The 2369-nt window shown below is 66.7% G+C and carries 4 protein-coding genes; 2 read left to right on the top strand and 2 right to left on the bottom strand.

All coding sequences use genetic code 11. From position 1 onward, the window contains the following. Positions 1 to 74: 74 nt before the first annotated feature. Both bufB and LO50_RS18150 read right to left on the bottom strand, forming a co-directional pair. Positions 75 to 902 carry an MNIO family bufferin maturase gene (gene bufB / locus LO50_RS18155; RefSeq protein ID WP_044315882.1) on the bottom strand — a complete coding sequence of 276 codons (828 nt, stop codon included), beginning with the start codon at positions 900 to 902 and terminating at the stop codon, positions 75 to 77. A 16-nt stretch (positions 903 to 918) separates the two neighbouring features. After that, positions 919 to 1191, bottom strand: a complete 273-nt coding sequence (locus LO50_RS18150; RefSeq protein WP_044315881.1) for a BufA1 family periplasmic bufferin-type metallophore — start codon at positions 1189 to 1191, stop codon at positions 919 to 921. Positions 1192 to 1382: 191 nt separating this feature from the next. Here LO50_RS18150 and LO50_RS18145 point away from each other — a divergent pair, with 191 nt between their 5' ends. Together LO50_RS18145 and LO50_RS18140 are read left to right on the top strand one after the other, a co-directional pair. Next, positions 1383 to 1952, top strand: coding sequence for a sigma-70 family RNA polymerase sigma factor (locus LO50_RS18145; protein WP_044315880.1), 570 nt, complete (start codon positions 1383 to 1385; stop codon positions 1950 to 1952). Further along, positions 1949 to 2369, top strand: a 421-nt coding sequence (locus tag LO50_RS18140) for an NrsF family protein (RefSeq protein ID WP_044315879.1), incomplete at its 3' end; no start/stop codon positions are given. The genes LO50_RS18145 and LO50_RS18140, both read left to right, overlap by 4 nt.

The raw sequence follows: 2369 nt of genomic DNA, 5'->3' as shown, positions 1-2369 counted from the left end.
CTCGCCCGCCGCACTGCCGGGCGCGTCGGTCAGCGCCGCGACGAAGGCGTCCTGAAATGCCGCCAGCGAGCCGCTCATTGCCAGCCCCCCACTTCATCGAGCGTCTGCTGGGCACGAGCGCGCTCGACCATTAGCGTCTCGAAAGCCGGCAGCTGGTCGTCGCGCTCGATCAACGTCGGGCGCGGGCCGATACGCTCGATCAGTTGCCGATAGAGCGCCCAGACCGCCGCGTCCACCGGTGCATCGTGGGTGTCGATCAGCAGCGAAGACGCATCATCCCGGCTGTGCCCGGCCAGGTGGATCTCCATGATCGGCGCGGCGGGAAAGCGCCGCAGATAGGCGGCCGCATCGAAACCCAGGTTGTGCGCGCTGACCTGCACGTTATTGACGTCCAGCAGCAGGCCGCAGCCGGTGCGCTGGCTGAGCTCGGCGAGAAAATCGATCTCGTCCCACTCATGTTGCTCGAGGCGCAGGTAATGGCTGGGATTCTCGATGGCGATGCGCTGCCCAAGCACCTCCTGAGTGCGCTCGATGTTCGCCGCGATTCGCCTCAATGCCGCCGTGGTCCGCGGAAAAGGCAACAGGTCGGGATGGTAGTTGCCGCGCCAGCTCGACCAGGCCAGGTGTTCGGAGATCAGCGCCGGCCGCACACGCTCGGCCAGCGCCTTGAGTCGCTGCAGGTGCGTCTCATCCGGCGCACAGTCGGCGGCCAGCGACAGCGACACACCGTGCAGCGACAGCGGGTGCCGCGCGCCCACTGCCTCCAGCCAGTCAAGCCGCGGGCCACCGCCGACCATGTAGTTTTCCGGATGGACCTCGAACCACAGCCCGTCCGCCACGCAGGCGCCGGCGTCCGTGTAATGCTCGGGTTTGAGCCCGAGCCCTGCTCCGAGAAGCTGCATGGCCGGCACGCTACGCTCAGCGCTCGACCGGCGACAGCGAGCCCATCCCCTTGGGCGTCTCGATCGAGGTGCATGTACCCGCGGGCACCAGTTTCCAGGCGTTGCCCTGGTAATCGCGCTTGGAACTGCCGGCGCAGCTGGTGCCGGCACCGGCCTTGCAATCGTTCTGTCCGGCCAGCGCGACGCCGTAGCATTTTTCCATGTCGCCTTTGTCGTTCTCGCCTGCCTGAGCGCCCGCGGAGATCGAAGCCAGGGCAATGGCGGCGGCCGCAAGGTTGAGAGTCTTCATGTTGGATTCTCCGCAATCATTGAGTGGCCATCGGCGAATCTGCAGACGGCTCGTGAGGTAATTCGCTGCGTCAGTCGCGGTGGTTACAGCCAGCGAAAAATTATTTTGAGATTTCCTCGCGGCGTCCCTACCGTGACCCTGCCCGACGGGCGGCGGACATTTCGCGGTTCCACCTGTAACCAGAGCAGCCGATGGAACGAACTACCTCTCAGGAGACACTCCAGGCCCGCGAGAACGAGCTGCGCGCGCTGCTGCTGCGCGGGCTCGATGGCGATGCGAGGGCCTATCGGGCATTCCTTGATCAGCTCGGCGGCCATCTGCGCGGTTTTCTGCGTCGCCGCCTGTCGCAGTCGAGCGAGCTGGAAGACGTTCTGCAGGAGGTACTGCTGGCGGTGCACAATGCGCGGCAGACCTATCGCGCTGAGCAGCCGCTGACGGTCTGGGTGCAGGCGATCTGTCGCTACAAGCTGGCCGACCACTACCGCACCCGTGGCCGCCAGGCCGCGCAAATGGACTGGCTGGACGAGGCCGACGAGCTGCTCGCCGTACAGGACAACGCGCAGGCCGAGGCCCGCCGCGACCTGGACAAGCTGCTCCAGCAGCTGCCGCCACGCCAGCGACTACCCATCGTTCACGTCAAACTGGAGGGCCGCTCGGTGGACGAAACCGCGCGTCTGACCGGGCTTTCCAGCTCGGCGATCAAGGTCGGCATCCATCGCGGGCTCAAGGCCCTGGCGGCGAAGATTCGAGGTGGCGCATGAAAACCGATGACCTGATCGCCCTGCTCGCCAGCGAGGTTGCGCCGGTGGACCGGCACGTCGTCGCCAAACGCTTCGCCACGGCGCTGCTGTGCGGCCTGGCCGGCGCGCTGTTGCTGATCGTGACGGGTTATGGCATCCGCGCAGACCTGGCGGTGATCGCCACCACGCCGCTGTTCTGGGCCAAGCTGGCACTGCCGGCGACCCTGCTCTTCGGTGCGCTGTTGCTGACCATGCGCATGGCCCGCCCCGGCACGCGGGTAGATCGCAGCTGGCTGCTGCTGGCGGCGCCGGTAGTGATCGTCTGGGTCGCCGCACTGGTGATTCTGATTACCGCCCCGGCCGACGCACGCATGCCGCTGCTGCTCGGCAAAACCTGGCGCGAGTGCCTGGCAAACATCGCGCTGCTGTCGATCCCCG

It is taken from the genome of Stutzerimonas stutzeri (assembly GCF_000935215.1).
Lineage (GTDB): Bacteria > Pseudomonadota > Gammaproteobacteria > Pseudomonadales > Pseudomonadaceae > Stutzerimonas.
This window is presented reverse-complemented; position numbering and strand designations above follow the sequence as displayed.